We start from the raw sequence: 26,933 nt of genomic DNA, 5'->3' as shown, positions 1-26,933 counted from the left end.
CGTCACGAGCACAGTCGTTCCTTCAGAGCGGTGTTGGCGAAGGGTTTTTCCAGCGGGGAAAAGCCCAACGCCAACCCTCATCAGCTCCCCGTTCTGCAGGCGTAAAACTTTGAAAGCAGCTTCTGTAAGGAATGGTCGGTAATTCTGGCTAAGCGGCCCACAACGCCGCGCAGCGCATGAGTACGAGCATTTCGCGACGAGCGTCCCGGACACCCATTTGGGACCACTGATGAGGGTAATAACTGTGCTTGAAGCCTACCGCAAACATATCGAAGAGCGTGCAGCCCTGGGTATCGTTCCCCAGCCGCTTAACGCCGAACAAACTGCAGGCCTGGTCGAGCTGCTGAAGAATCCTCCGGCTGGCGAAGAAGCTTTCCTCGTTGACCTGATCACCAATCGCGTACCACCAGGCGTGGACGAAGCCGCTTACGTCAAAGCCGGTTTCCTGTCGGCCCTGGCCAAAGGCGAAGTCACCTCCCCTCTGCTGGACAAGAAGCGCGCTGTAGAACTGCTCGGCACCATGCAGGGCGGCTACAACATCGTGACCCTGGTTGAACTGCTGGACAACGCCGAACTGGCGCCAGTGGCTGCCGAAGAACTCAAGCACACCCTGCTGATGTTCGATGCCTTCCACGACGTGGCTGAAAAAGCCAAGAACGGCAACGTTCACGCCAAAGCCGTGCTGCAATCCTGGGCTGACGGCGAGTGGTTCAAGAAGCGCCCGGTACTGGCCGACAAGATCAGCCTGCGCGTGTTCAAGGTCACCGGCGAAACCAACACCGACGACCTGTCCCCTGCGCCAGACGCCTGGTCGCGTCCTGACATCCCGCTGCACGCCCTGGCCATGCTGAAAATGGCTCGTGACGGCATCGTTCCGGACGAGCAAGGCAAGACCGGCCCGATGAAGCAGATCGAAGAGATGCGCGGCCAAGGCTTCCCGATCGCCTACGTCGGTGACGTGGTCGGTACCGGTTCCTCGCGTAAATCGGCGACCAACTCGGTCCTGTGGTTCTTCGGCGACGACATCCCTTACGTGCCGAACAAGCGCGCTGGCGGTTTCTGCTTCGGCAGCAAAATCGCTCCGATCTTCTACAACACCATGGAAGATGCCGGCGCACTGCCAATCGAGTTCGACGTGTCGAACATGAACATGGGCGACGTGATCGACCTGTACCCGCACGCAGGCAAAGTCTGCAAGCACGGTACCGACGAAGTCATCACCACCTTCGAAATGAAGACCCCTGTGCTGCTGGACGAAGTCCGTGCCGGCGGTCGTATTCCGCTGATCATCGGCCGTGGCCTGACCGAAAAGGCTCGCGCCGAACTGGGTCTGCCAGCATTCGATCTGTTCAAGAAGCCTGAAGCACCGGCTGAAAGCACCAAGGGCTTCACCCTGGCGCAGAAAATGGTCGGCAAGGCTTGCGGTCTGGCAGAAGGCCAAGGCGTTCGTCCTGGCACCTACTGCGAACCGAAGATGACCACCGTGGGCTCTCAGGACACCACCGGTCCAATGACCCGTGACGAACTGAAAGACCTGGCGTGCCTGGGCTTCTCCGCTGACCTGGTGATGCAGTCCTTCTGCCACACCGCGGCGTATCCGAAGCCGATCGACGTGACCACCCACCACACCCTGCCTGACTTCATCATGACCCGCGGCGGCGTTTCCCTGCGTCCGGGCGACGGCATCATCCACTCGTGGCTGAACCGCATGCTGCTGCCGGACACCGTGGGTACCGGTGGTGACTCACACACCCGTTTCCCGATGGGCATCTCGTTCCCGGCCGGTTCCGGTCTGGTCGCGTTCGCCGCTGCCACCGGCGTCATGCCGCTGGACATGCCGGAATCGATCCTGGTGCGCTTCAAAGGCAAAATGAAACCTGGCATCACCCTGCGTGACCTGGTTCATGCCATTCCTTACTTCGCCATCCAGAACGGTCTGCTGACCGTCGAGAAGAAGGGCAAGAAAAACGCCTTCTCCGGCCGCATCCTGGAAATCGAAGGCCTGGAAGGTCTGACCCTGGAACAGGCGTTCGAACTGTCCGACGCCTCGGCCGAACGTTCGGCTGCCGGTTGCACCATCAAGCTGTCGAAAGAGTCGATCACCGAGTACCTGCAGTCCAACATCACCCTGCTGCGCTGGATGATCGGCGAAGGCTACGGCGATGCACGTACCCTGGAACGTCGCGCGCAAGCGATGGAAGCCTGGATCGCCAACCCTGAGCTGATGGAAGCCGATGCCGACGCCGAATACGCCGAAGTCATCGAAATCGATCTGGCCGACATCAACGAGCCGGTACTGTGCGCACCGAACGATCCGGACGACGCCCGTCTGCTGTCCAGCGTTGCTGGCGAGAAGATCGACGAAGTGTTCATCGGTTCGTGCATGACCAACATCGGTCACTTCCGCGCTGCCGGTAAACTGCTGGATCAGGTCAAGGGTCAGCTGCCTACCCGTCTGTGGCTGTCGCCGCCGACCAAGATGGACGCTCACCAACTGACCGAAGAAGGCTACTACGGCATCTACGGCAAGGCCGGCGCGCGCATGGAAATGCCAGGCTGCTCGCTGTGCATGGGTAACCAGGCACGCGTTGAGCCGAACAGCACCGTGGTCTCGACTTCGACCCGTAACTTCCCGAACCGTCTGGGCGACGGCGCGAACGTCTACCTGGCTTCGGCCGAGCTGGCGTCCGTGGCTTCGATCCTGGGTCGCCTGCCGACCGTCGAGGAGTACATGGAATACGCTGGCAAGATCGACAGCATGGCGGCCGATGTCTACCGCTACCTGTCCTTCGACCAGATCGCCGAGTTCCGTGAAGCAGCTGCGAACGCCAAGATCCCGGTCGTTCAAGCCTAACGTTACAAAGCAATAGAAAACGCCGCCCATCGTGAGATGCGCGGCGTTTTTTTATACCTTGGAATACCGGGGGTTAAGTGTTGAGTTTGAGGGCTTGCCGGACCGCGCCATCAACGCTCAGCCCGCTAAGCGTCACGCCATTTGCTTGCACTTCGGGCAACGCCTCCAGCACCGCCAGTGCCTCATGTTTGAGCCGCGCCAGAATCAACCGCTTGCCTTCCTGATGCACCCGCAGGAAAAACTCCTGCATCGCCTCGATGCTGGTGCCGTCCAGGTCCGGGGTTTCCTCCAGACTCAGGATCACCGTGTGCACCGGCGCCTCCGAATGGCGAATCAGGCGCAACGCTGCACCGAGAATCCGCTCGACGTTGGCAAAGAACAACGCCTCACTGGGCCGCACAATCAACACTCCCGGCTCGGTTGTCGCCGTTGGATGACGTTGCAGATCGACAAAATCATGCCCGCCGTCGATCCGCCCGAGCACCTGAATGTCCGCCGCCGACATCTGTTTGAGCATCAGCAGCACGCTGATGGCCACCGACACCAGCAACCCGTCGAGAATGCCCAGTACCAGCACCGCCCCCACCGCGCACAGCACCAGCACCCGATCCCGGCGCCAGACGAAATAGCGCCCCAGCGGCTGCAGACTCAAGCCCCGCGCCAGCGCATGAATCACGATGGCCGCCAGAATCGGCTCCGGCGTCAGAGCGATCCACGGCAGTACCGTCAGCACGATCACCAGTACCACCAGCGCCGCGACCCCACCGGCCCAGCGAGAAGTCGCCCCGGCAGCCTCGTTCGCCGACGTCGCCGAATACCCGGCCCCCGCCGGCATGCCATGGAACAATCCCGACAACAGATTCGAGGCACCCAGCGCCAGCAGATCACGGTTGGAGGTCACACGGTCACCGTGCTTAAGCGCGTAAGAGCTGATCGAACCGTAAGACTCGGCGTACAGAATCATTACCAGCGCGAACCCGACCTCACCCAGCCGCAGCCAGTCGGCAAACGGCAACACCGGCAGGCTCGGCACTTCAAGGCTCAGGTCGATTAAACCGATCATGCTCACGCCATGAGCCGGCAGGTTCAGCCATTGCCCGGCGACAATGCCGATCACCACCACCAGCAAACCACCGGGGACCCGCGGGAAGCGCGAAAACAGTCCCAACAGCAGCAACGCCACCGCTGCGACAGCCGCCGCCGGCCAGTTCCATTGCGGCAGTTGTTCGAGTAATTGCGGGGCGAAGCGCACCAGATTGGCGTCGGTCAGATGCACGCCGACCACGCTGGCGACCTGCTTGAGGATGATGGTCAGGGCCAAGCCGAAGGCAAACCCACGCAGCACCGGCTTGGCGATAAACGACGTGACAGTGCCCAAGCGGAATATTCCGGCCAGCAAGAACAACCCACCGCTGACCAGTACCAGCCCGATGGCCAGCGTAGAACGCAGCTGCGGGTCGCCATTGGCCAGGGTTGCAGTCGCCGCCGCCAACACCGCCGCCGAGGAAGAAGTGGCCGAAACAATCGCAAAACGGCTGGTGCCAAACAGCCCATAACAGAGTAACCCGGCAAACAAGGCGATCACCCCGGCCTGGGGCGCCAGCGCGGCGATGGTGGAATAAGCGACTGCTTCGGGCAACAACAGACCGGCAATCGACAGACCGGCGAGGATGTCCTGCCAGCGATTGGGTGGTTCTACAGGTTGGGGCGCGCTCGACAATCCACTGTCTCCAGACGAAAAAAAAGCCGCTATGCGCATCACGCACAGCGGCCACTGTAGCTGAGTATCTGGAGCTTTGGCTTACGCCGTCAGCGAATAAATCAACGCCGAAATCGCCACCAGACCTACGGCGGTGACAAACACGTTCGACGCCTGACCGCGATAGCGTGCCATTGCCGGGACTTTACGGATCGCGTACATCGGCATCAGGAACAGAATCGCGGCGATCACCGGGCCACCGATGGTCTCGATCATGCCGAGGATGCTCGGGTTCAGGGTCGCGACGATCCAGCACACCACTAGCATGAACGCCGCCACGATGCGATCCAGCGCCTTGGCGCCCGGACGCTTGCCGCTCTTGACGATCAGGCCCTTGAGGCCTTCGCTGGCACCGATGTAGTGGCCGAGGAACGACTTGGAGATTGCCACGAACGCAATCAACGGCGCCGCGAAAGCGATGGTCGGATTGCTGAAGTGGTTGGCCAGGTACGACAGGATCGACAGGTTCTGCGCCTTGGCTTCGGCCAGTTGTTCCGGCGACAGGGTCAGCACGCAACTGAAGACGAAGAACAGCACCATCACCACCATCAGCAGGTGGGCGCGGCAGAGGATCTGCGAGCTGCGCTGGTCAGCGTTGACCCCGTAACGACGCTTCTGGTCCACCGCAAACGCCGAGATGATCGGCGAGTGATTGAACGAGAACACCATCACCGGAATCGCCAGCCACAGCGTGTGCAGCAGCGCCGACGGCGCCGGTACTTGCGAAGCGGTGGTGAGAATGCCGCCATTCCAGTGCGGAATCAGGTACACCGCGAGGAACAGCAACGCAACGATGAACGGGTACACCATCAGGCTCATCGCCTTGACGATCACCTGCTCGCCGCAACGCACCACGGCCAGCAGGCCGAGGATCAGCACGAACGACAGCAGCGCGCGCGGTGGCGGCGTGATGTGCAGTTGATGTTCGAGGAAACTGGCGACCGTGTTGGTCAGACCGACGCTGTAGATCAGCAGGATCGGGAAAATGGCGAAGAAGTACAGCAAGGTGATCAGCGCGCCGGCCTTGATGCCGAAATGCTGCTCGACCACGTCGGTGATGTCCGCGCCTTCGCGACCAGAAAGTACGAAGCGGGTCAGGCCTCTGTGGGCGAAGAAGGTCATCGGGAAGGCCAGCAGCGCGAGGATCACCAGCGGCCAGAAGCCCCCCAGACCGGCGTTGATCGGCAAAAACAGGGTACCGGCGCCAATGGCCGTCCCGAACAGTCCCAACATCCACGTGGTGTCATGGCGATTCCAGCTCGACAGTTCAGCTGGTGCTGCCGCTTCATAGCGTTCGTCGACGCTATTGGCCTGATCATTCATCCGGTCGGATCTCCGCATTCCGGTCACTTGCCACTCGGTCAGGACGCGTCGGAAAAAACCGACAGACATGCTCCGGCCGAAACAGGGGCGCGATTCTCCGCGATAAATGAGCAGAAGCAAAGACTTAGCTGAGGAATGGTTGTACGGAGCAGATCAGCGGGTTGTCGTTTTCGGGAAAAATCCTGTCGGCTACGGATACGCGAGATGTCGTTTTCCGGCTAGTTTCAGCGCCAATTCGAACGACAGGACTTGATCAGATCGATCGAGCCAGGAGAAATCCGAGTGACATGCAAAACAGGCCGAACGCCAACATTCCCCAGATTGGGTACATATCGCCCTTGTTTTTAATACGCATTCTTTCTTCCCACTCATCGTGCTCACGTTCCAGCTCTTCCATTCTGGCTTTGCGGTCATAGGTACTCATGTGGATTTTCCTTTTTGGCTCATTGGTCGGACGGTTGTGGAACGAACAATCAAAACTTGAAGAAAACACCTGCTACTGCGGTGATTGCTGTCACCACCCCAGCTGTTACCGCAAGCGGATATAAATTTGTCTCTCTATTAAGCTTTTTTTCCTCCGCCAAGAGCTTTTTCCTCTCGGCCACAAGCTTTCTTGACTCATTCTCCAGCCTGTCGAGTTCCAGATTTTCAAGATCGTTCTTGAGCATTCGCCTTCCTTGGCTGCTGGCAGTCCCTGAGCCCGGGCTGCTATGTGCCCACATGATTTCGCGTTCATCACCATTCCGATAGCAGATGCATCTGCCAAATTCGTAGGCAAAATCCGCGAAAATTGTAGGCAGCCTCATACAAAAACAGCGGCGAATTCATCACTCCACACTTTCAATTTGGCCGACATGCTCTAGCGTGAGAGGAGTCCCCTGCCCCACGGAGTCTCTGCCCATGCCCCTCGTCCGCGTCGAAATCAAAAAACACGCCGATCCCACCTTCGCCAAACGCATCGGCGAACAGATCTATGCCGCCATGCGCAGCGCCATCAACGTCCCGGAGTACGATAACTTCCAGATCCTCAACGAACACGACGGCGAGCATTTCATCTTCGACCCGCAATATCTGGGCATCCAGCGCACCGATCAGTTGGTGATCATCCAGATCACCCTCAATGAAGGCCGGACCCTGGAGCAGAAAAAAGCCCTGTACCAGGCCATCGCCCAGAACCTGAACACCCATCTGGGCATTCGTCTGGAGGACGTGTTCATCAATCTGGTTGAGGTCAAAAAAGAGAACTGGTCGTTCGGCAACGGCATCGCCCAATACGCCAGTTGACAGCCCGCCACGGGCCCCCGCATCATCGGCCACATGAACGTTTGCGCGCTGCACCTCACCCGTACCACCACGACCGCCACCGGCGGGTCGTGGTGTTTGTGCATGAGGTAAAACCCGCGCAGCAAACCCAAGGCCCCGCCAGCAATGGACGGGGCCTTGTTGTTTCTCCCGTCCGTGCGGCTGCTGTTGCAAACCAGTGAGCCACTCAAGGAGAAACACCATGTCCGCAGCACTGTTGATCATCGATATGCAGGTCGGTCTGTTCCATGGCCCGGAAAAACCCCATGACGGCGAACGCCTCCTCGCCAATATCCAACACCTGATTGTTCTGGCTCGCCAACAACACGTGCCAATCTTCGCCGTGCGCCACACCGGCCCGGAAGGTTCGCCGATTGCTGCGGGCAGCCCATTCTGGCAATTGCTGCCGGCACTGGAGCTGGATGCAGAAGTCGATACCCTCTTCAACAAATCCCGCCCCAATGCTTTCCACGGCACGGACCTGGCGCGCCGACTGGAATCGGCGCAGATCAATGACCTGTATATCGTCGGAATGAAAAGCCAGTTCTGCATCGACAGCACCTGCCGCGCCGCTGCCGACCTCGGTTTCAAACCCGTGCTCGTGGCCGACGCTCACACGTGCATGGACACCCCCGCGCTCGCCGCGCAGGCGATCATCAATCACCACAACGCAACCCTCGGCGCTGCCTTCGCCCGGTTGATCAACAGTGCCGACGTGACGTTCTGACCCGCCGCCCTGCGAATTGACGTCGCTGCACTGTAGTGCGGTTACGTCAATGCAGTATTTGTAACTGCATCGGTGTTCCTACAAGGATGTTTAATGTTGATCCGCGTTCACCGAAGTCAATAACCGACGACTGCCCATAGTTCTGGGCATTGATTTCATCTAACGCCCATCCCGAATTAAATTCATTTCGGGATTTCAGATAACTCCTACAACCTAAACCAGCAAAAACAAATCGAACAAAACGTTACGCAAGGCAAAATAACAACTCTTTGTTACAAGCGAATACTCAGCCATTGAACAATTCACAACTACGGGCCTATATTTTTCTGGCATTGAGTTCAGGGAATCAAAGAACGCAAAGCGAATTACCCGGGCGTAGTGGGAATTTCGACATGGGATCCCGAACGCAATCGTTATGAGTTGTTCCACACCGATACGGGCGAATCAAAATACAACAACGGCGGTGGTGGTTATTTCTTTATTCCCGGGAAGTGTCACGCGACATGCGCAATGAGAATCCGCCTGTACGGATCTACGTTGTTCATGCGCCTTATACCGGAACGGTCCAGACAAAGTCCGCCACCCAACAATAAACCAAGAGTCCACCATGCAAAAAACAATGAAAGCATTGCTGATGTCGACGCTATTGATCTCCTCGGCCTATTGCGCAGGCGTCAGTGCGCAAGCTGTCACCCCGCCGGTCAAGGATGCTGTCGCTACAGCAGACAACGCGATGATGTTGACCGTGTTCCTGAAACACGATCAGTCGCGACCGCTGAGCGAACTCAAGGCCCAGCTCGCGCAACAGGGGTTCTATAAAACCTTTCCCCCGGCCGGGGTGGAAGTGGTGAGCTGGAAAATCATGATGGGCATCGGCCAAGTGGTCACCGTGCGCTTCCCGGCATCGCGCCTGGCCGAAGTCAACCTCGCACTGGAAAACACCGCGTGGGGCAGTTACCGAACCGAGTTCTATCCCACCTACGATTTCAAACCGATTGCCCTGGCCGAACAAACCAAAGCCCAAACAGCGCAATGATCCCGTCAGCACACTGGATAGCCGGTGTGCTGCCGCCCTTGCTTCTTGCGCGAAGCCGTCCAGAATCAGAACACCACAACGCGCATCAGCATGATTGCCAAGCCGCTCCGCATTCAGCACTCTGAACCGAATTTCGCAACCTGCCCCGCCGACGATCACAGGAGCCGCGCAATGCCCGCAACCGTTCTGGTACTGGTTGAAACCATCAATGACTATTTGCCGATTCTCGAGCATCAGGGCTTTCACCTGATCCTCGCCCCCACGCCTGCCGAACGTGCGCAAGCCATCGCCAGCCACGGTAGCCGCATCGATGCGGTATTGACCCGTGGCCCGCTGGGCCTGACCGCCGACGAAATCGCGGCCCTGCCCGCGCTGAAAATCATCACCGTGATCGGCGCCGGATACGAGCATGTCGACCTGCAGGCTGCCAGTGATCGCGGCATCACCGTGACTAACGGTGCCGGGGTCAACGCCTCGTCAGTGGCCGATCACGCGATGGCGATGCTGCTGGCGCTGGTGCGCGACATTCCGCGCTGCGACGCCGCCGTGCGTCGCGGTGAATGGCCGAAGATCATGCGCCCGTCGCTGGCCGGCAAACGCCTGGGGATTCTCGGGCTCGGCGCGGTGGGCATGGCGATCGCCAAGCGCGCGCACCTCGGTTTTGACATGCAGATCAGCTACCACAACCGCCAGGTGCGCAGCGATGTGCCCTACACCTTCTGCTCGACGCCGACCGAACTGGCGCGGGCCTCGGACTTTCTGATCGTCGCCACGCCGGGCGGGATTGGCACTCAGCATCTGGTGACGCGTCCGGTGCTCGACGCGCTCGGGCCTGCGGGATTCATTGTCAATATTGCTCGCGCCAGTGTGATCGCCACCGCCGAGCTGATCACGGCACTGGAACAACGGCGAATCGCCGGCGCCGCGCTGGATGTATTCGACCACGAACCACAAGTACCGGACGCATTGAAAACGCTCGGCAACGTGATACTGACCCCGCATGTCGCCGGTCTGTCGCCGGAGGCCACGCAAGGCACGGTGGAACTGGTGGGGAAAAACCTTACGGCATTCTTCTCGGGGCAACCCGTGCTGACGCCAATTCAGTTACCGCCGAAAACAGGCCATCAACGCGTGCGCTAAAGCACGCCAAGCAACGTCCACAAACGCCGCGATTCAGCGTCGGCGCTGATCAGCTCGCCGAGCAATTCGCTCAATGGTTTATTACCCCACTCGACTCCGCGTCGAATCAGGTACGGCACCGGGCTGTGAGGCTCGGTGCGCGCCAGGTATTCGGCGATCAGCAGCAATTGGCGGTAAGCCTCTTCACGACTGGCCGGCTCGCGTAACACCTGTGCCACCGGCGCCTCGTCGACAACCTGCGCCACGGCGACAGGCGTCTCGAGTGGTGCAGGCGCGGGCGTCGGTTGTTGTGGGTGCATGGCGATGAACTCCTGAACCAGCGTCAGTAGCGCCTCAATGGTTTGCTGCAACGGCCCGAAGCCCGGCCCTTGACCGCCCAGATAAGCATCGCTCCACGCATCGAGACGTTGCAGGTGTTGCAGACTCAACAGCAGACTGCCCTGCGTGCGCAGCCAGAATGCCAGCGGCGTCGCGCGGATTTGCTCACTGAGCCGTTTCTGTTCGTTGCGCGCATTTTCCGCCGAAGTCTTTGCGCCTTTACTGTCATTGGCCTGAACCTGCTGCACTTTCAGGCGACGCCAGACTTCAAGGGTGTAAACCTCGAAATCACTGTTGTTCGCGCCGAACAACGGCACCCGGGTCAGCAAAATTTCACAGTAACGGCGCACCAGCCATTCCAGCGGAATCACCCGCCACGACTGATCGCCGTCCTCGGCCTGCGGGTGCAGGTGCTCGGGAAAACGTTCACACAATCCGGCGATCAGCGCCAGACTGCCGGGCAACCCGTCCAGCGCTTGCAGGTGCAGCCACGCTTCGCCGAGCCAGGCGCTGAGCATCAAATCCTTGCTGCGCTCCAGCAGCAAGCAGGTGGTCAGTTTCTCGACTTCCGGCCAGTTCGCGCGCTTGAGCGTCGATTGCCAGACACCGGTCGGCAGGCTCGCATCGTCTTCGCGGCGCAGATCGCGCAACTGGTCGAACTCGCGTTCATAACGCAGATCGACACCACACGGCGCCTCGGCGCTGATCGGCGCGAGCAACTGGTCGATCAGCTCTGGCAAGGTTGTCAAAGGCAGGCTCACAGATTCTCCTTGGAGGCTTCGAGGGCAGCAGTCGTGTTGGTCATCTGAAAGGGTGAACGCGGTGCGCGGGTAGGCAATGGCGAGATCGACAGCGGCAATTTCGAGCCCTGGCTCATCAGCGACAGGCGCACGAACATCCGCGTGAATTCGCTGGTGACGCTGTCGGTCGCCGCCGTAACCGGCAGGCGCAACGCCAGCGGAAAATCGGTGTAATCCATATTCGGCTGACGCTGCACCGAGAAGTGCGCACGCATCAAGCGCAGCAGCGACCACGGCCCGCCGTACTCCCAACCGGCCTCCATATCACGCACCACCAGGTTCGGTTGCAGCGGATCGTTGACCGGGCGCTCCTTGCCGTTGCGTGCCCAGCGCAGGGTCAGGCGGATCGGTTGGCCGACCATCCAGCGCAGGTTCGGCTGTTCGGCGCCGGGGTAGTTGATCTGCTGATTACCCGCCAGCAAGCCCCAGGCAATCACCTGATCGGCGCCTCTCTCTTCCTCGCGGTCGGTGCGCCAGCGCACGTCGAGTTCCACCCCGAGGATGCCGCTCTTGTCGCGCACGAACAGCGGAGTCAGCCACACGCTGGCCTGCTTCAGGCGGTTGAGAAAGTCTTCGGCGGCCAGGCGCTCCGGGGTCTGGCTCAAGACCAGTCCGGCCTGCGCCACCGGCAGGCGCTTGTCGATGATTTCCAGAAAATGCTGGACCCGTGACGGGTCGGCGTCCTGCGCCTGCACCCCGTTGGCAAACGGGAAGCGGTCGGCCAGGTATTGATTGAAATAGTTGGCCAGTTCATTCCAGGCCGTGGCCGCCTCTTGCTGTTGCAGGAACTGGCAACGCTGCATCGCCGACTGCTGCAACTCCACCGCACGCATCGCCAGCGTGCCACGCCCACCCGCCAGGTTGGCCGTTTGCAGAACCTGCAGGCAGGAACCGGTGTCCATCTCGATGAAATCACGACTGACCAGTTGCTCGATCTGCGCCGGGGAACTCGCCGGGTTGGCGTCCTTGTACTTGAGCAATTCATCGTTGAGCGCGCTGAACTGGGTCACTCGCTCGTAATCCAGCGCCGACAGGTTGCCCTGCTGGGTCATCAGCCACTGCAGGGCCGGCGCGCGACGTTCGGTGATGCCGAGCATGGTGTTGAACTGCTGTTTGAGACTCAGTTTCAGATCCTGCACATCATTGGCACCGTACAGCTGCAGGCCGAGGTTTTTCGAACCGTTCCACTGACTGATTTCGGTACGGCCACCGAACAACGGTTGCGCGGTGATTTCTTCAAGACCGCTGACGATCTGCGCCAGCGCCCGCCGGTTCAATGCGCCTTGCAGACGCGCGGCGAGGTCGCTGCGGTGCACCTCGACAAAGGCTTTTTGCAGGGCGATCGCCTGTTCGGCCTGAACGTTGAATACCGTGTACGGATGAGTCTGGTCGTTGTGATCCTTGAGGCTCAGCCACATCGCCTGGGCGGCGGCAGTTTCGGCCGCTTGCAGCAAGGCATCGCGATACACCGGCGGGATGCGCGGCAGCTCTTCGGCGACATAGCTTTTGTAGCTGGCGAAGTAACTCAACGAGGTATTAAGGTCATCGCCGTCGACGGTCTGACCCTGCATATTGACGTTGTCCTGCGTGGCGCGCATCGCGATCGAAACGAAGTCGCGCCTGAACAGCGCCTGCACGGCGTTGTTGAGTTTCACCACCTGATCCTGCAACGCCAGTTGCCCGCTGCCCTGCTGCACCAGCAGATTGCCGCGAGAACCGACCTGGGCGATCCACTGATCGCGAAAACTCTGCTGCAACTTGCTCGCCTGGGCATCGAGTTGTTGTTCAACGGCAGGCCCGAGCAATGTGCTCTTGCGTACCTTGTCGAGAAAGTCGCGGTAGCCCGGTACCAGTTCCTGGCCCTTGCCGCGACTCCAGGTCGAGTTGGTCAGGGCGATCGCCGCTTGCAGATCATCAATCAGTGCCCGCAGATCTTCCAGCTCGCTCAGGCTGTTGCCGCTGCCCGCCTCCAGTTGCTCCAGATGCAGCTTGAGGTAACCGGCCTTGCTGACAAAGTTGTCGGCGAGGAAATACTGATCGAGCCAGCGCTCCATCAGCCCGGTGAAGTTGCTGACAATCAGCGGCCGCTCGACGCTCAGGTCCAGCGACTGCAGATCACCGCCATCCCCTGCCGCCAGCAGTCGGTTGTAATAAGCGGCATGGGGCAAGGTGGCGGCGTTGAGATTCAGTGACAGCGCGCTGTTGCTCAGTTGCACCAGGTCATCGAGTGGCACTCGCTGGTTGTTCTGCACTTCACCGAACAACTGATTCTGTTGCTCCAGACGCAATGCGCGATCCACCAGATCCGTGGCCTTCTGGTAGTTCTGCCATTGCGCCGGGTCTTCGCTTTCGACGCTGGAGCGCCGATCAGTGCTGCGAATCGCCTTGATTTTCGCCAGCTCCGCCACCAGCAGATCGTGCAGCGGCACCAGCATATGGCGCTGGGTCGAGCGGAACAGTTCCTGTTCGATCCGGCTATCGAAAGAGGAGAACCACGAGGTCGGAAACACCAACGACACGTAGTGCCAGTGCGGCGCTTTTTCCAGCACGCGCCAGAAGCTCTGCACATTGCGCCGGGTCGGCTCGATGCGATGCGCTTCGTCGGTGACGGCGACATAGCTCTTCTGCGCGCCCTGCATCAGCCGCGCCAGTTCGTGGGCATCGCGAACCGAGTCGCGCCAGACCCAGATCATCGCCACCGCCCACAGCACTCCGACCACCAGCGCGACGCCGGCAGTGATCCGTTGCCAGCGCTGACGCAAGCGCAACAGGCGCGGCACACCCTGGGCCAGCCCTCGTTCGCCGACCAGGCGCTGGCGCCACAACTGGCGCACGAACGCACTGCGCTGCAAGCCGCTGTCATCGGCAGAAAATCCGTCGAGCGCATCATCGGACGGCTGATTCGCGCTGAAATACACGCCGCGAAAACACGGCGCCTCACCCTGCGCGTTGCCTTGAAATACCGGCTCCAATACGTTCTGCAGGCCACGGCGCAGGCTTTCCAGACGTTCCGGCAACGCGTACAGGTCCGCGCTCAGGTGCCCGGACAAAGTGCCGATTTCGATCACCGCCTCGGCCAGAGCCCGGTGCAAGCTGTCCAGCGCCTGGTCGCTCCATTGCCCCTGCCAGACCGCATCGCGCGCGTAGGGCGATGACCAGCCCAGGGTGCGATCACGGGCCTCATCCGGCAGTGCACTGATCAGTTCCTGAAACCCGGGCAGTTCTTCAAGACCCGTGACGATCACATACACCGGCACACTCAAACCGAACCGTTGCAGCAGATCGATGAAGCGCCGACGCGCCGCCAGACCGAGTTGGGTGGCCTGCTCCAGGTTGTCCAGACGACTGACCGGCACCGTCCAGATCACCCCGTCCAGCGGACGTTTGCTGCGCAGGCGTAAAATCAGCCCGAGCAGACGCCACCAGCCGCCGCGTTGCAGGTGCATGCCGTCCTCGGGCAAAAACAATGCTTGCGGCACCACCAGCACCGCGCCCTCGGGGTCCGACCACCAGCGGCCGAACCACGCCGGTTTGTCGGTGGGTTGCAGGTGCCATTCGTTGACCAGTTGCGTGCCCTGGATTTCGTCCCCGAGCATCAACAACCACGGCATTTGATAACGATCATGGGTGCCCTGCTCTTGCTCCATGTGCCGCACCGACGCGTAGAAACTGCGGATCGCCGCGCCGCTCTGGGTGCGCAGCCACCACACCGCGACCGCGATGATCACCAGCAGCAACAACAGCGCGACCACCCACGCGACAATCGTCAAAGTGCTCATGAGTCTTGCTCCGGGGCCGCCACTGAATCGCTCATCTGCAGCACCGGCTCCAGTTCCGAACGAATGTCACGCCACAGAAACTGGCCGATCCCGGTCAGCAACAGCACCATCGCCACAATCCCCAGCGCCAGGCGAAAGCCGTCCGGCAACGCCGTGCGTACCGGTAGCTGCAACGGCGGTACCTGCGAGGGTTGTACCAGGCGCTGACTGACATCGGCATAGTCGGCCTCGTCTTGCCAGGCGAAGTTGAACAACGCCAACCGCCACTTCTCCAACTGCGCCTGGCTGTGTTCGCCGCGCAGTCGCCCATGAAAACCGAGGATCAGGCACTGCAGGTAGACGTTGGCCAGATCGCGAGCGGTCGGTTGTTGTTCATCGAGCACTGTTTGAATCGCCGCCGGCAGTTGCTCGCCGGCCTGGCGCGTCGAATACAGACGCGACTCCAGAGGTTTGCTCTGCCAGGCCGATTGCCCCGGCCACGGGCTGAACAACAGGGTTTCATCAACCAGCGCGACAAAGGCATAGACCAGTGCCTTGACTTGCTCAGTGGCGGAATCCCCCACCCGTGAGTACGCCGTGCGCCACAATCGTTGCGAGGCCTGAGTCGAGAGTTCGACCACGGTTTCGACCAGAGCCGCCTCGTCCTCGCGGTCCTTGGGCAACTGGCTCCAGTCCAGCGACCATTGCTGCCACGTCTGCCGAAATGCGCTGCTGAGCGGCGCGTCCTGCAAACTCAGATTTCTCGTTCCGGCCCCGGCAGTCCCTTCCGACATGCTGCGTTCCTTGTGTGATCAGGCACTTTCACTCGTCTGCGCAACAAACAGCACCACCTGCCACGGACTGCTGGTCAACTTCGCTGCTGGCGCGGCGATCATCAGCGGCAGTTGTGAGTCGAACCACGCGCCTTCGGCTGTGACCACAAACAGCCGCGTGTCATCGCCGACGCTGTAGGCCACTTGTTCACTGCGGCTCATGGCCTGGTGGCTCAATCCGCTCATGCGCTGGCGGCTGAGCAAGGCAACGTGCGGCGCCGAGGCGATGATTGCACTGCGCAGCCATTCACTGGCCGCCTGCTCGCTGGCCCCGTTGGGCATGCGCAGGCCAATGACCAGCCGCTGGCTCGGTTGCTCATCGGGCAACTGAATTGAAAAGCTTTGCTCGCCGCGCTCGAACGGCAGGCTGCGATAGCCGGCGCGGATCAGTTCGAGGGTGATTTCCAGCCATTGCAAAACCGCGTCGTAACCGCGCTGCAACTCCAGAAAATCCAGCGGCGCGAACGCCGGCACCCCGGCCAGCGGATCGAGTGCCGACCAGGCGCCGGCCAGTCCGAGTAGCTGCACATACAAACTCTGCGGATGGGCGATGCGACTGTTGAGTGTGCCTTCGACTTCCGGCAGCCGTGCCCACAACGCGGTCAATTGCCGGCGAATCTCCAGCGCATCGTCCTGATTGCCGGCCTGTTGCGCCTGACGCAATCGACCGCCGAGGAACATGCACTTTTCCCGCGCCCGTGCACACAATCCGGCGACGCGCCGGCCCAGCGGCGAATCGGGCAACAGGATCGGAGTCGGCGGGGTATAGGCCAGCGGCAGAAAACCTCCGCCTTCCTTGCGGATTTTCAGCAGCGGCAGGCAGATCGAATCGGCCTTGTTCAATTGCGTGCACAAGCGTGGGTTGGGTCGCCACACGGTGATCGATTCCGGGAACTCGCCACTGGTCAGATCCGGCAGCGCTTCACCGACCACCGATTGCAGGCGTCCCTTCAGCGGCAGCAGTTGCCCGGCGCGCCACAACGGACTGATCGCCAGGTAAACGGTGACGGTGGCATCGTCGGTGGCGTTGATGGCCGGGCCAATATCGAGTTCCAGAATCGGGCCGATACCGGCTTGCAGATCCACCGGCAGACCGTCAGGCATGGTGCCTTGCAACGCCAGCACGCGAACCACCCCGGCGCTCAACGCCGAGGGATCGAACTCCATGCGACTGACGCCCCAGAACCACGGGTTGCACGCTTGCGCCATATGCGCACCGAGGGCTTCGGCACGCAGGCCCTGCAACTGAAAATGCTGCGGCAGCAATTGCATGCCTTCATGCCAGCAGACCGCGTCAGGTAGCAGACTCATACGACTCCCTTCGACCATGCCGCAACCCGGCGGCGAGCGGTGTGTTTCAGTTTTCCTTGCTGACCAGGCTCATCTCGCGGCTGTCGAACTTGAGCCACGCTTCGCGCTGATCGTCGAGCCGCAAGCGGTGCGCTCCGGGTGTGTTATAGCTGGCGAAGACCAAAAGTCCAGCCGCCTTCTTGCCCCCCAGCGGGAAGGTCTGGCGGTCGATGAATTGCCCCGGCACCAGCTCCAGGCCCCACACGCTCATCAGCTGACGATAGTCGCGTTGGTACTGGTCGCGCCCGGCAAACCACTGGCTGGCACTGATGCCCGACAGCTGCTTGAGCAGATCCGGATCGTTGACTGCAACGAAATCCACGGCAATGGGCGTGTCGTCATTGGCCTTGGGCGCGACGTCGAGGGTCAGGCTGTCCAGATCGACTTTCGGCCCGAAAAAAGAACAACCGGCGAGCAGCGCAAACAAAACAACACTCAAAAATCGTCTGCACAAAATGAATTTTCCTTTTCCCGAGACAGTCCAAAAAAGCTTTTCGCTTGCATTTTTATAGACCTGTTCTAGCGTCTTGGGTAGTTCGGTTCCCAGAGCCGAATGAGGAAGGTTTGTCAAAGGAACGACAGGTCATCTGCCACCCTTTCTAACCTACGGTCCAGTAAGGGAAAGCGATGAACGGGCCTCCCCGATGCATTGCGCCCGCCTTCGCATCGGAGTCAGCCACCATGGCAGAAAGTACTCAGCACAAGCTCGACCGGGTCCGCCCGCCCCGAGTGCAAATCACCTACGACGTCGAAATCGGCAACGCCATCGAAAAAAAGGAATTGCCTCTGGTGGTCGGAATTCTGGCTGACCTCTCCGGCAAGCCACTTAAACCATTGGCAAAACTGACTGAACGGCGTTTTACCGAAATCGACCGCGACAACTTCAACGAAGTGCTGGCCTCGATCGGTCCCCGCGCCACCCTGCAGGTCAACAACACCATCACCGGCGACGACAGCAAGCTCAATATCGAGCTGAACTTCAAACACATCGACGACTTCGATCCGGTCAAGGTGGTGGAACAAATCACTCCCCTGCGCCGCCTGTTCGAGGCTCGCCAGCGTCTGCGCGACCTGCTGACCAAACTTGATGGCAATGATGATCTGGACAAGCTGTTGCGCGACGTCATCGCCAACACCGAAGGCTTGCAAGAGATCAAATCGGCCCGCCCAGACACCGCTACCCCGGCCGCTGACGCCGAGGCCCCGGCCGAACCGCAAGCCTGATCATCCATTTAACCGAGGGAGCATCCGTCATGCCCGCCGCCGCCCAGAATCAAGCCAGCGAGAATGCTGCAGCCGAAACCTTATCCCTGCTCGACCGGATCATCGCCGAGGGCCGCATGGCTCACGATGACAGTCAGCAGGATTACGCCCGCGACATGCTCGCGGAGTTCGCCACCCAGGTGCTTGACGAAGGCATGGCCATCGACAAGGACACTGTGGCGATGATCAATGACCGCATCAGCCAGATCGACCAACTGATCAGTGCCCAGCTCAACGAGGTGCTGCACCACACCGACTTTCAGAAACTCGAAGCCTCGTGGCGCGGCCTGCACATGCTGGTGCAGAACACGGAAACCAGCACCCGGCTGAAATTGCGCCTGCTCAACGTCACACAGAAAGAACTGCAGAACGACCTGGAAAAAGCCGTCGAATTCGACCAGAGCGCGCTGTTCAAAAAGATCTATGAAGAGGAATACGGCACCTTCGGTGGCCATCCGTTCAGCCTGCTGGTGGGCGACTACACCTTCGGTCGCCATCCGCAGGACATCGGCCTGCTGGAAAAACTGTCGAACGTCGCCGCTGCCGCGCACGCACCGTTCATTGCCGCTGCCAGCCCTCGCCTGTTCGACATGAACAGCTTCACCGAACTGGCGGTGCCACGTGACCTGTCGAAAGTCTTCGAGAGCCAGGAGTTGATCAAGTGGCGCTCGTTCCGCGAAAGTGAAGACTCGCGCTACGTGTCGCTGGTGCTGCCGCACTTCCTGCTGCGCCTGCCTTACGGCCCGGACACCTCCCCCGTGGAAGGCATCACCTACGTTGAAGACGTCAACGGTACCGACCACAGCAAATACCTGTGGGGTAACGCGGCGTGGGCGCTGTCGCAACGCATCACCGAAGCCTTTGCCAAGTACGGCTGGTGCGCGGCGATCCGTGGTGCTGAAGGCGGCGGCGCGGTCGAGGGCCTGCCGGCGCACACTTTCCGCACCAGTTCCGGCGACCTGTCACTGAAGTGCCCGACCGAAGTTGCAATCACCGACCGCCGCGAAAAAGAACTCAACGACCTCGGTTTCATCGCGCTGTGCCACAAGAAGAACAGCGATGTCGCCGTGTTCTTCGGCGGTCAGACCACCAACAAATCCAAGGTCTACAACACCAACGAGGCCAACGCCAACGCGCGGATCTCGGCGATGTTGCCGTACGTGCTGGCGGCCTCGCGTTTCGCTCACTACCTGAAGGTCATCATGCGCGACAAGGTCGGCAGCTTCATGACCCGCGACAACGTGCAGACCTACCTCAACAACTGGATCGCCGACTACGTGCTGATCAACGACAACGCGCCGCAGGAAATCAAGGCGCAGTACCCGTTGCGTGAAGCGCGGGTGGACGTTACCGAAGTGGCCGGCAAGCCGGGCGCCTACCGGGCGACGGTGTTCCTGCGGCCGCACTTCCAGCTGGAGGAGTTGACTGCATCGATCCGTCTGGTGGCGACCCTGCCGCCACCGGTAGCGGCTTGAAGTTGATGAAACCTCTGTGGCGAGGGAGCTTGTTCCCGCTGGGCTGCGAAGCGGCCCGCTCTTTTTGAGAAGCGAGGCCTGCTACGCAAGCCAGCGGGAGCAAGCTCCCTCGCCACAGGTTCTGAGCTCAGTCTATTTGTGAATTTCTTCAGGAGTTTCAAGCGATGGATGCAATCATTCTCGACCTTGGCGGCGACATCAAAGGTGACAGCCTGCTCGAAGGTTACACGGACAAAATCGAAGTCATGTCCTACAGCCACAACGTGGCCATGCAAGTGACCAACGACGTCAGCAACTCCGAGCGAACCTCGGGCAAACCCCACGTCGGTGAGTTCACCCTGACCAAATTCGTCGATACCTCGACGCCGTCTCTCAACGAATACTGCTGTGCCGGCAAACCGATTCCGGAAGCCAAGATCACCATCGGCCGCAACGCCGCCGAAGGCAGCGGGCAACTGCTGCCGTTCATCATCTACACCCTGACCAACGTAGTGATTTCCAACGTCAGTGTCAGCGGCGGTACCGGGGGCAAACCGGTAGAAACCCTGTCGCTGAACTTCACCAAAATCAAATGGGAACTCACCGCACAGAAAGACGATGGCACCAAGGAAGGCACTGCCGCGTCGACGTGGGACATGGCCGCCAACAAGCTCGTCAGCTAACCCGGCGCCTTGGTCATGGCAGGCACCGGCATGCTCCCGCCGCTGTTCGAACGCCTCGCATCCGGCGAGGCCGACAGCGTGCAGGCGTTCGATCGCCAGGGTTTGCTCGACTCGGTGCATGCCGAGTTGGCGCGCCTGTTCAACACCCGTCGTGGCCCGCGCGCCCTCACCCAGCCACCGAGCGTTATCGACTACGGCATTGCGGATTGGAGCGCCCTGCAACAACAGCGCAGCGATGACCGTCGTCGACTGGCGCGGGAGATCCGCGAAGCCATCAACCATTTCGAGCCGCGCCTGAAACTGGGCGAGGTCCAGGTCAATCCCCTGCCCGACCAGCCGCAACGTTTAAGCATCCGTCTGCTCGGCGAGCTGCGCAGCGGTCTGCAATATTGGCCGGTGGCGTTTGTCATCGAACCTGGCAGCCAAGGGTTGGAGGTGCGCCATGAGCGACTCGATTGACCCGCAACTGCTCGACTACTACCAGCGCGAGCTGACCTGGCTGCGCCATGCCGGCAGCCAGTTTGCCGAGCGTTATCCGAAAGTCGCGCGGCGCCTTGAGCTGTCACCGGGCGAGTGTCCCGACCCGCATGTCGAACGCTTGCTCGAAGGCTTTGCCCTGCTCGCCGCACGTCTGCAACGCAGACTCGACGACGACTATGCAGAGTTCAGTGATGCCTTGCTTGAACAGCTTTATCCATTGGCCGTGCGGCCATTGCCCTCCTGCGCCATCGTGCAGTTCGAGCCGGACCCGAGCAAGGGCAACCTCGACGAGGGCTACCCCCTGCCCCGTGACACCCCATTGTTCGTCACCACCAGCAAGGGTGAGAGCATCCACTTTCGCACCTCGGCCGCCGTGCATTTGTGGCCGATAGAGGTCAGCGAAGCGTTATTGCTCGGCGGCGATGAAGCCCAGGCGCTGACCGGTGTCGTGCAGGCGCGTTCGGCATTGCGCCTGAGCTTGCGTTGCCTGGGCGAGAGTCAATGGACGGAACTGGGCATCGGCCAACTGCGCATTCATCTCACCGCTTCGCCGGTGATCAATGCCTGTCTGTATGACCTGCTCGGTGCTCACGCGGTACAGGTGCTGGCCGGTTCGCCAGGAAGTATTCCGACCCCGGTGAACGGTTTGCCGACGATCGTCGGTTTCAGCGATGAGGAAGTCCTGCTGCCTGACGAGGACGGCGTGCACCCGGGCATGCGCCTGCTGGCGGAGTACTTTGCTTTCCCGGACAAATTTCAGTTCTTCGATCTGCCGTTGAGCGGCGTCGGCAGCGACAGCCAGACGCTGTACCTGTACATCGTTTTCGACCGCGCCCCGGCCAGCCGTCTGCATTTGCAGGCCAGTGATATCGCCCTGGGCTGCGCTCCGGCGATCAACCTGTTCCCGCGGACCTCCGAGCCACTGCGCCCGGACGGCACCCGCAGCGAGTACCGTTTGATTGCCGACAGTCACCGCGAGAACAGCGTCGAGATCCACAGCATTCGCAGCATGCGCGCCAGCTCCGGCAACGGCGTGCAACGGCTGCCAGCGTATTACGGCAGCCAGCATAGCGGTGGCGATCAGCAACGCTACTGGCATGCGCGACGGGTCAGCAGCATGACCCCGAACCGGCTCGGCAGCGACCTTTTGGTGAGTGTGGTCGACACCCGTTTCGACCCGTTGAGCGAACTGCCGGATTACAGCCTCACCGCCGAACTGCTGTGTACCAACCGGCATCTGGCGCAGAGCCTGCCCGCCGGCACACCGCTGGGTTTCGAACGTCCCGGGCCAATCGCCTGGGCACGCCTGCGCAACCCGCCGAGCCCGCAAAGCCTGCCGCGTCTGGACGGTGATTCACGCTGGCGACTGGTGTCGCAACTGACCCTCAATCACTTGTCGCTGGTCGAAGGCCCGCAGGCACTCGACGCCTTGAAAGAAATTCTGCACCTGCACAACCTGCGCGATGAAGCCAGTGCGCTGCGCCAGATCGAGGGCCTGCTGAGCCTGCGTTGCGAACGGGTGATCGGCCATGTCGGCGTCGATGCCTGGCGCGGCTGGCGCAATGGGCTGGAGGTGCAGTTGCAGCTCGATCCGCAGCACTTCGTCGGTAGCAGCGCGGTGTTGTTTTCTGCCGTGCTGGCGCAGTTCTTTTCGGTGTACGCCACGGCCAATCGCTTTGTGCGCACGGTGTTGATGCAGTCCGACAAGGAGATCAAGGCATGGCAACCCCAAGCCGGCATGCCCCTGTCGCTCTGACCCTGAGCCAACGACTGCGCCGCGATCCGCAGGCGTTCGAATTGTTGCAGGCGTTGTTGCTGCTGGAGCGCGAACAACCGCAAGCCGAATCCCTGGGCAGCGGCACCTCGCCCCAGGCCGAAGCGTTGAAATTGCGCGGACCGCTGACACCGCTGTTTCCCACCAGCCAGATCGAAAACCTGCGCGAGGAACCGGGCCAGCCGTTAATCCTCGACACCCCGATGTTCGGCCTCGGCGGCCCCGACGGCCCGCTGCCCTATGCCTATCAGGAGTGGCTGCAACAACGGGCGCGGGCCAAGGATCACGCCCCGGCCGAATTCCTCGATCTGTTCCAGCATCGGCTGCTCAGCCTGCTCTACAAGGTGATGCGCAAGCACCGCATCGCGCTTGGCTTTGTCACACCGGGCGCCTCGCCGGTACAAGCGCAATTGCGCGCCCTTACCGGTCTGTTGCCCAAGGCCTTGCAGGAGCGTCAGGCGGTACCCGATTGTGCAGTGCTGGCCTGCACCGCGTTATTCGCCGATGGCCGGCGCTCGCTGGCCGGGTTCGCAGCGATTGTCCGCGAGCAGTTCGCCATGCCGGTGGAACTCAGTGCCTATGAAGGCGCCTGGCGCGAAATTCCGCCTGCCAGCCGCAGCGTCATCAAGCCAGGTGGGCGCAATCTGCAATTGGGGCGTACGGCGGTAGCAGGCACCCGAGTCTGGGATGAACACGCCGGTATTCGCCTGACCCTCGGGCCGCTGGCCTCAACGCAGGCGAGCCGATTTCTGCCGGACGGCGAAGCGCACCCGGCATTGGCCAGCCTTACGGCGTTGTACTTTGGCCCGGATCTGGACGTGACGCTGGTGCTGCTGGTGCGCGGTGCCGGGCCGCTGAAGCTCGGGCGCCAGGCGCCAGCCCTGCTCAGCTGGAACGGAGGTTTACAGCGTCAGGCCAGCCTTGCCGTGCAGCGCATCGAAACCCGTCTTCGTCAGCTGGAGATCACCTGACATGGAACTCGCCAGCCTGATCGGACGCCTCAACCCGGACAACCGCCGCGCCCTCGAACGTGCCGCGCAACGGTGCTTGCAGCGAGGGCATCACTTTGTCGAGATCGAGCATCTGTTGCTGGAACTGCTCGACATCGAGGGCGGCGATTTTGCGTTTCTGCTGCCACGTTTCGGCCTGGAACGGGATGCGCTGACCGCGGAAATCAATAAGGCGCTGGATCTGTTCAAGGCGGGTAGCACGCGTACGCCGGCGTTGTCGTCGCACACTTTGGGGTTGCTGGAAGACGCGGTGGTGCAGGCCAGTGTGCTGGGCCTCGACAGTATTCGATCCGGGCTGTTGTTGCTGGCGTTGATTGATCGTGACGAGCGCCGCAGTCTGTTGCTCAACAGTGCCTCATCGTTGCTGCGGATTCCCAAGGAAGCGCTGCGGGCCAATCTATTAGAGTGGACGGAGCACTCTCGTGAGCATGTCGGTCCGCGAACCACTTCAACGGGAAGTGCCGCGCCACGGCAGGACTCGGTGCTCGATCAATACACCCAGGATCTGACCGCCGATGCACATGCCGGACGCATCGACCCGATCGTTGGCCGAGACGGCGAGATCCGTCAGTGCATCGACATTCTGCTGCGGCGCCGGCAGAACAACCCGATTCTGGTCGGTGCGCCGGGCGTGGGCAAAACCGCCGTGGTCGAAGGTCTGGCTCTGCGCATCGCTGCCGGCGACGTACCGCCGTCATTGCAGGAAGTCAGTTTGCGCGTGCTCGACCTCGGGCTGTTGCAGGCCGGGGCCGGGGTCAAAGGCGAATTCGAACAGCGTTTGAAAGGCGTGATCGACGCGGTGCGCAGTGCCGACAAACCGATCATCCTGTTCATCGACGAAGCCCACACCCTGATCGGTGCCGGCGGTGCCGAGGGCGGCAGCGATGCGGCCAATCTTTTGAAACCGGCACTGGCTCGCGGCGAGTTGCGCACCCTCGCCGCCACCACGTGGATGGAATATAAAAAATATTTCGAAAAAGACCCCGCCCTCGCCCGCCGCTTTCAACTGGTGCAGGTTGAGGAGCCAGACGAAATTACCGCCGTGGAAATGCTCCGTGGCGTCGCCGCCAAACTCGAACAGCACCACGGCGTGCAGGTGCTCGACGCGGCGATCCATGAAGCAGTGAAACTCTCGCACCGCTACATCTCCGGCCGCCAACTGCCGGACAAAGCCATCAGCGTCCTCGACACCGCCTGCGCCCGGGTCGCCCTCGGCCAGCACGACGTGCCACCGCCGCTGGAAAGCCTGCGCCACCGGCAGAACAGCCTCAAGGACGAAGTCGAACGTTTGCGGCGTGAGCAAGCCACGGGGCTGGATCACCGTGAGCGCATCACCCTGCTGGAAAGCGAATCTGGCGGCAACGTGCAAGCCATTCGCGAACTGGAAACCCGCTGGAGCGAAGAACGCGTAGCGGTGCGCGAACTGCTCGACACCCGCCGCGAACTGCTCGACTTGAGTGAGCGCGCCGACAGCGACAAACCGGATGAAGCCACCGACAGTCGCATCGATCATCTGGCCGCCGAGCTGCTGCGCCTTGAGGCGGGACTGGATGCGATCCGCCAGGACGATCCGCTGGTGCCCGAACAGGTCGACGCGAAAACCGTCGCTGCCGTCATAGCCGGATGGACCGGCATCCCCGTCGGCAAAATGCTCGCCGACGAAGCCCATGCCGTACGCACCCTCGGCCAGCGCATGGGTCAACGGGTGATGGGGCAAAGCACCGCGCTTAACACCATCGCCCAACGCTTGCAGGCTTATCGCGCCGGGCTGACCGATCCGCAAAAACCGGTGGGTGTGTTCCTGTTGGTCGGCCCCACCGGCGTGGGCAAAACCGAAACCGCGTATGCGTTGGCCGACGCACTGTATGGCGGTGAACGCAATCTGATCAGCATCAATCTCTCGGAATACCAGGAAGCCCACACCGTCAGCCAGCTCAAGGGCGCACCGCCTGGCTACGTCGGTTACGGCAGCGGCGGCGTGCTCACCGAAGCCGTGCGGCGCAAACCGTATTCGGTGGTGTTGTTGGATGAAATCGAGAAGGCGCATCCGGATGTGCTGGAAGCGTTTTACAACGTGTTCGACAAAGGCTTGATGGAGGACGGCACCGGTTTGGTGGTGGACTTCAAAAACACCGTGATGCTCGCCACCAGCAATGTCGGCGCTGAACTGTTGCTCGACACTCCCGCGTCACAGATCGGCTCTGAAGCTTTCAACGAAGCGCTGCACAAAGTCCTTTTGCAAGCCTTCCGCCCGGCGTTTCTGGCGCGCATGACGGTGGTTGCGTATCGGCCGCTGGATGAGGCGACGCTGGAAGGTATTGTGCTGGCGAAGCTGGAAAAACTGCGTGGCCGCTACAAGGCGGCGACGGGCAAACAGTTCGAGTTTGATTCGGGAATTGTGAAAGCGGTGCTCGCCAAGTGCAGCGCGGCGGGTGCGCGGGATGTCGAGAATGTGTTGATGACGCAGGTGACGGGGAAGTTGGCGGAGTGGGTGTTGGAGTGATCACTTCGACTCACACGGAACAAGCAATCAAGACCTTTGAAAAACGTGACGTCCATAAAAGGATGATGTGATGCCAAGCGGACACAGAACGGATCTCAACCTCGCGAACGTCAAATCAAAAAAAGACAAAGCGCTGACTTACATCAGGAGCCAGCTTCTGAAGCTCGAAAAACACTTAAGAGCCCGTACTGTTATTTTTCTGGGCGAAAGCCATACCAGTGACATTGATATCGCCATCAATACTTCGCTGGTCGCAACGCCCCCCTTGCTGAGAGACAACGCGACTCGCGTTATCTTCGAACGCTTGCTGGATGAGAAATACGAAGCCGGCACCAGTACGAACGTTGACTGCAAGAAAGAGAAAATCGATCTTGAAGCAACGCCTTTAAAGCGAAGTGAACGCATGGCAGCGATGATCGAAGATGCCTTTGCAAACGATGCGAAGACCCTGGTTTATGTGGTCTGCGGCAGTCGTCACGGACCCGAAATTTTCGCCGCACTCGAAAAAATATGTTCGGCGGACTTTTCATACGTAATCAAGCCATCGGTAACCGACTGAGCTAAAC

The 26,933-nt window shown here is 60.8% G+C and carries 22 protein-coding genes and 1 pseudogene; 14 read left to right on the top strand and 9 right to left on the bottom strand.

Translation table 11 applies throughout. From position 1 onward, the window contains the following. The first annotated feature begins 244 nt into the window (after positions 1–244). On the top strand, positions 245–2,854 hold the full coding sequence (gene acnB / locus LCH64_RS25885) for a bifunctional aconitate hydratase 2/2-methylisocitrate dehydratase (RefSeq protein ID WP_225138908.1): 2,610 nt from the start codon (positions 245–247) through the stop codon (positions 2,852–2,854). A 73-nt stretch (positions 2,855–2,927) separates the two neighbouring features. Here the strand turns inward: acnB and LCH64_RS25880 are convergent, their stop codons facing one another. The 4 genes from LCH64_RS25880 to LCH64_RS25865 all read right to left on the bottom strand — a co-directional run bounded on the left by LCH64_RS25880 (position 2,928) and on the right by LCH64_RS25865 (position 6,604). After that, entirely contained in the window at positions 2,928–4,574 is a 1,647-nt protein-coding gene (locus tag LCH64_RS25880) for a SulP family inorganic anion transporter (RefSeq protein WP_201137926.1), read from the bottom strand. 81 nt (positions 4,575–4,655) lie between these two features. Next, positions 4,656–5,936 carry an HAAAP family serine/threonine permease gene (locus LCH64_RS25875; protein ID WP_103521732.1) on the bottom strand — a complete coding sequence of 427 codons (1,281 nt, stop codon included), beginning with the start codon at positions 5,934–5,936 and terminating at the stop codon, positions 4,656–4,658. A 253-nt stretch (positions 5,937–6,189) separates the two neighbouring features. Further along, on the bottom strand, positions 6,190–6,360 hold the full coding sequence (locus LCH64_RS25870) for a hypothetical protein (RefSeq protein WP_186448472.1): 171 nt from the start codon (positions 6,358–6,360) through the stop codon (positions 6,190–6,192). A gap of 49 nt (positions 6,361–6,409) precedes the next feature. Beyond that, positions 6,410–6,604 (bottom strand): hypothetical protein, encoded by a 195-nt coding sequence (locus LCH64_RS25865; RefSeq protein WP_003224085.1) that lies wholly within the window; start codon positions 6,602–6,604, stop codon positions 6,410–6,412. Positions 6,605–6,836: 232 nt separating this feature from the next. Between LCH64_RS25865 and LCH64_RS25860 the strand changes: the two genes are divergently transcribed. From LCH64_RS25860 to LCH64_RS25840, 5 genes and pseudogenes are all read left to right on the top strand, one after another. After that, a complete protein-coding gene (locus LCH64_RS25860; RefSeq protein WP_103521733.1) occupies positions 6,837–7,220 on the top strand; it encodes a tautomerase family protein in 384 nt (127 codons plus the stop codon). Positions 7,221–7,440: 220 nt separating this feature from the next. After that, positions 7,441–7,965, top strand: a complete 525-nt coding sequence (locus LCH64_RS25855; protein WP_226501698.1) for a cysteine hydrolase family protein — start codon at positions 7,441–7,443, stop codon at positions 7,963–7,965. Positions 7,966–8,322: 357 nt separating this feature from the next. Then, positions 8,323–8,558, top strand: a pseudogene (locus LCH64_RS25850) (DUF4822 domain-containing protein); the annotation flags it as partial. Between the two features lie 14 nt (positions 8,559–8,572). Continuing rightward, positions 8,573–9,001 (top strand): hypothetical protein, encoded by a 429-nt coding sequence (locus LCH64_RS25845; protein ID WP_226501697.1) that lies wholly within the window; start codon positions 8,573–8,575, stop codon positions 8,999–9,001. Positions 9,002–9,172: 171 nt separating this feature from the next. Continuing rightward, positions 9,173–10,141 (top strand): 2-hydroxyacid dehydrogenase, encoded by a 969-nt coding sequence (locus LCH64_RS25840; RefSeq protein WP_103484407.1) that lies wholly within the window; start codon positions 9,173–9,175, stop codon positions 10,139–10,141. Here LCH64_RS25840 and tssA read toward each other — a convergent pair. Genes tssA through LCH64_RS25815 form a run of 5 tightly spaced genes read right to left on the bottom strand, consistent with a single transcriptional unit; the run spans position 10,138 to position 17,654 of the window. Then, entirely contained in the window at positions 10,138–11,220 is a 1,083-nt protein-coding gene (gene tssA, locus LCH64_RS25835; protein ID WP_226501696.1) for a type VI secretion system protein TssA, read from the bottom strand. The genes LCH64_RS25840 and tssA overlap by 4 nt on opposite strands. Next, entirely contained in the window at positions 11,217–15,038 is a 3,822-nt protein-coding gene (locus LCH64_RS25830; RefSeq protein ID WP_226501695.1) for a type VI secretion protein IcmF/TssM N-terminal domain-containing protein, read from the bottom strand. Before LCH64_RS25830 ends, tssA begins: the two co-directional genes overlap by 4 nt. Beyond that, positions 15,035–15,811: a DotU/TssL family secretion system protein gene (locus LCH64_RS25825; RefSeq protein ID WP_103521738.1), complete on the bottom strand. Its 777-nt coding sequence runs from the start codon at positions 15,809–15,811 to the stop codon at positions 15,035–15,037. Before LCH64_RS25825 ends, LCH64_RS25830 begins: the two co-directional genes overlap by 4 nt. Before the next feature lie 18 nt (positions 15,812–15,829). After that, positions 15,830–17,161 carry a type VI secretion system baseplate subunit TssK gene (gene tssK / locus LCH64_RS25820; RefSeq protein WP_226501694.1) on the bottom strand — a complete coding sequence of 444 codons (1,332 nt, stop codon included), beginning with the start codon at positions 17,159–17,161 and terminating at the stop codon, positions 15,830–15,832. A 46-nt stretch (positions 17,162–17,207) separates the two neighbouring features. Beyond that, entirely contained in the window at positions 17,208–17,654 is a 447-nt protein-coding gene (locus LCH64_RS25815; protein ID WP_003224076.1) for a hypothetical protein, read from the bottom strand. A 227-nt stretch (positions 17,655–17,881) separates the two neighbouring features. Here LCH64_RS25815 and tssB point away from each other — a divergent pair, with 227 nt between their 5' ends. From tssB to LCH64_RS25775, 8 genes are all read left to right on the top strand, one after another. After that, positions 17,882–18,424, top strand: coding sequence for a type VI secretion system contractile sheath small subunit (gene tssB, locus LCH64_RS25810; RefSeq protein ID WP_103521740.1), 543 nt, complete (start codon positions 17,882–17,884; stop codon positions 18,422–18,424). A gap of 29 nt (positions 18,425–18,453) precedes the next feature. Then, positions 18,454–19,938, top strand: coding sequence for a type VI secretion system contractile sheath large subunit (gene tssC / locus LCH64_RS25805; RefSeq protein ID WP_003224074.1), 1,485 nt, complete (start codon positions 18,454–18,456; stop codon positions 19,936–19,938). Positions 19,939–20,102: 164 nt separating this feature from the next. After that, a complete protein-coding gene (locus tag LCH64_RS25800; protein ID WP_003224073.1) occupies positions 20,103–20,600 on the top strand; it encodes an Hcp family type VI secretion system effector in 498 nt (165 codons plus the stop codon). Between the two features lie 15 nt (positions 20,601–20,615). Then, complete coding sequence (tssE, locus tag LCH64_RS25795; protein WP_045122401.1) at positions 20,616–21,059, top strand: type VI secretion system baseplate subunit TssE; 444 nt, start codon at positions 20,616–20,618, stop codon at positions 21,057–21,059. Next, positions 21,043–22,836 (top strand): type VI secretion system baseplate subunit TssF, encoded by a 1,794-nt coding sequence (gene tssF, locus LCH64_RS25790; RefSeq protein ID WP_226501693.1) that lies wholly within the window; start codon positions 21,043–21,045, stop codon positions 22,834–22,836. Before tssE ends, tssF begins: the two co-directional genes overlap by 17 nt. Then, positions 22,800–23,825 (top strand): type VI secretion system baseplate subunit TssG, encoded by a 1,026-nt coding sequence (tssG, locus tag LCH64_RS25785; protein ID WP_226501692.1) that lies wholly within the window; start codon positions 22,800–22,802, stop codon positions 23,823–23,825. Before tssF ends, tssG begins: the two co-directional genes overlap by 37 nt. A 1-nt stretch (position 23,826) precedes the next feature. Further along, entirely contained in the window at positions 23,827–26,367 is a 2,541-nt protein-coding gene (tssH, locus tag LCH64_RS25780; RefSeq protein ID WP_226501691.1) for a type VI secretion system ATPase TssH, read from the top strand. Positions 26,368–26,437: 70 nt separating this feature from the next. Then, the gene (locus tag LCH64_RS25775; protein WP_226501690.1) at positions 26,438–26,926 is read left to right on the top strand and encodes a hypothetical protein; all 489 of its coding nucleotides are present in this window, start codon (positions 26,438–26,440) and stop codon (positions 26,924–26,926) included. Positions 26,927–26,933 lie beyond the last annotated feature (7 nt).

The sequence above is a fragment of the Pseudomonas sp. MWU16-30322 genome (assembly GCF_020515535.1).
Classification (GTDB): domain Bacteria; phylum Pseudomonadota; class Gammaproteobacteria; order Pseudomonadales; family Pseudomonadaceae; genus Aquipseudomonas; species Aquipseudomonas fluorescens_H.
Note: the sequence above shows the minus strand (reverse complement) of the source record. Positions and strands in the feature narration are given on the sequence as shown.